1 protein-coding gene and 1 tRNA gene are annotated in these 1,734 nt (G+C 59.2%); both read right to left on the bottom strand.

Translation table 11 applies throughout. The features are described 5' to 3' along the window. Positions 1–115 precede the first annotated feature (115 nt). Positions 116–191: transfer RNA gene (locus tag AC1D1X_RS22420), tRNA-His, on the bottom strand. A 36-nt stretch (positions 192–227) separates the two neighbouring features. Then, positions 228–1,734 (bottom strand): peptidylprolyl isomerase (locus tag AC1D1X_RS22415; protein ID WP_477699236.1); only part of this gene is annotated, 1,507 nt, incomplete at its 5' end.

Below are 1,734 nucleotides of genomic sequence, written 5' to 3'. Positions count from 1 at the left end.
AGGGCAAGCTGGTCATGGTGAACTAGGGTATGGCCCCGCCTGTGTAAGGCAGCCGCGCCAGGCCCCAAATGAAAAAGTCCCGCGAGCCTTGCGGCAAGCGGGACTTCTCAAATACTGGGGTGGCTGATGGGGCTCGAACCCACGACAACAGGAATCACAATCCTGGACTCTACCAACTGAGCTACAGCCACCGGAGCCCTGCATTATAGCGGCAAAGCCGCTGCAATTTACTGGGTGACGACTTCTTCTGCGCCTGCCTTGGCGACAGGAGGCTTTGCCACCAGGATTTTCGTCTTGAAGCGATCTTTCAGGCCGTTGTAATACGCCAGATTTTCCGCGGCGGTCCACCACTGCGTGTACTGGTTGCGTTCCTGCTTGGCTGCCGCTTCAGGTGGCGCCTCGCGCGGAACCACCTTGTTGACCTTGATCACGACGTAACCTTGTGCGCCGAGGCTAACCCCGGCAAATGCCGGCAAGGCAGCCGCGTCCGCGCGGAGCGCCGCATCGATCACCGGATTGGGAAGCTTCTGGGTTTGCTCACGCGACACGACCACCGGTGCGGCCAAAGCGGTTGCAGACGCCGGGGCGGCCTTCCAGGCAGCCAGCTTGGCCTCGCCCTCCTTGCGCGCTTCTTCGGCGCTGCGCTGGGCAACCCAGCGCTGGCGCACGACATCTTTCACTTCGGCAAAGGGTTGGGTGCGTGCCGGGGTGTACTGGGTGATCCGGCCTGAAACCAGCTGGCTGGGCGCTGTTTCTATGGCTTCGGTATTGCGCTTCTTTTCGATCGCATCCGGCGAAAAAAGTGCGCCCAGGAATTTCGGATTCGACAGCACGCCAGCCGCACCGGTTTTGGGCTGCCGGGCCACATTGCTGGCCGCCTTGACTTCAAGCTTCAGCTTGTCCGCCACGGGCTTGAGGCTGTCGGGCTGCTCATAGACGCCATTGGTGAAGACATCGGCAACTTCAGCAAATTTCTTCTGGGCTTCCTGCTTGCGGAGATCGGCTTCCAGCTGCGGTTTCATTTCTTCGAACGCGGGCCGCTTCGGTGCCTTGATGTCCGTCAGCTTGATGATGTGGTAGCCGAACTCCGACTCCACGACATTGCTGATGTCGCCTTTTTTCATCGCAAAGGCGGCATCCTCAAACGGCTTGACCATCGAGCCGCGCGCGAAGAAATCGAGATCGCCACCGGAAGGTGCCGAACCAGTGTCCTGCGAGGTTTTACGTGCCACATCGGCAAAAGTATCGGGCGCCTTCCTGACCTGCGCCAGCAATTCCTCTGCTTTGGCTTTCGCTTTTTCGCGATCGGCTGCCGAGGCAGTCTTGGGCGCTGCAATCAGGATATGGCTTGCCCTGCGTTCTTCAGTGCCACCCAGGCGCTGGATATTCTGCTCATAGTAGGTCTTGAGATCGGCCTCGTTGACCGTGACCGTCTTTTTGACAGTCTCGATGTCGAGCACCACATACTCAATGTTGGCCTGTTCTGGCGCCTGAAAGAGTTTCTCGTTGGCTTTGTAGAACTGCTCAAGGTCGGCATCGGTCGGTGCCAGTTTGGCTGCCATATCGGCAGCATCAAAACGGGCCAGCTGGATTTCGCGCTTCTCGAAATAGGCATTGAGCGACAGTTCAGCCGCAGCATTCGTGGCGAAGCCGCTTGCACCAATACCGCCCAGCACCTGTCGGCTCGGCAGCCCGGCCTTGACATTGGCCTCAAAGATTTCCGGCGTCATGCCC

This window comes from Polaromonas sp. P1_G4 (genome assembly GCF_056405475.1).
This window is presented reverse-complemented; position numbering and strand designations above follow the sequence as displayed.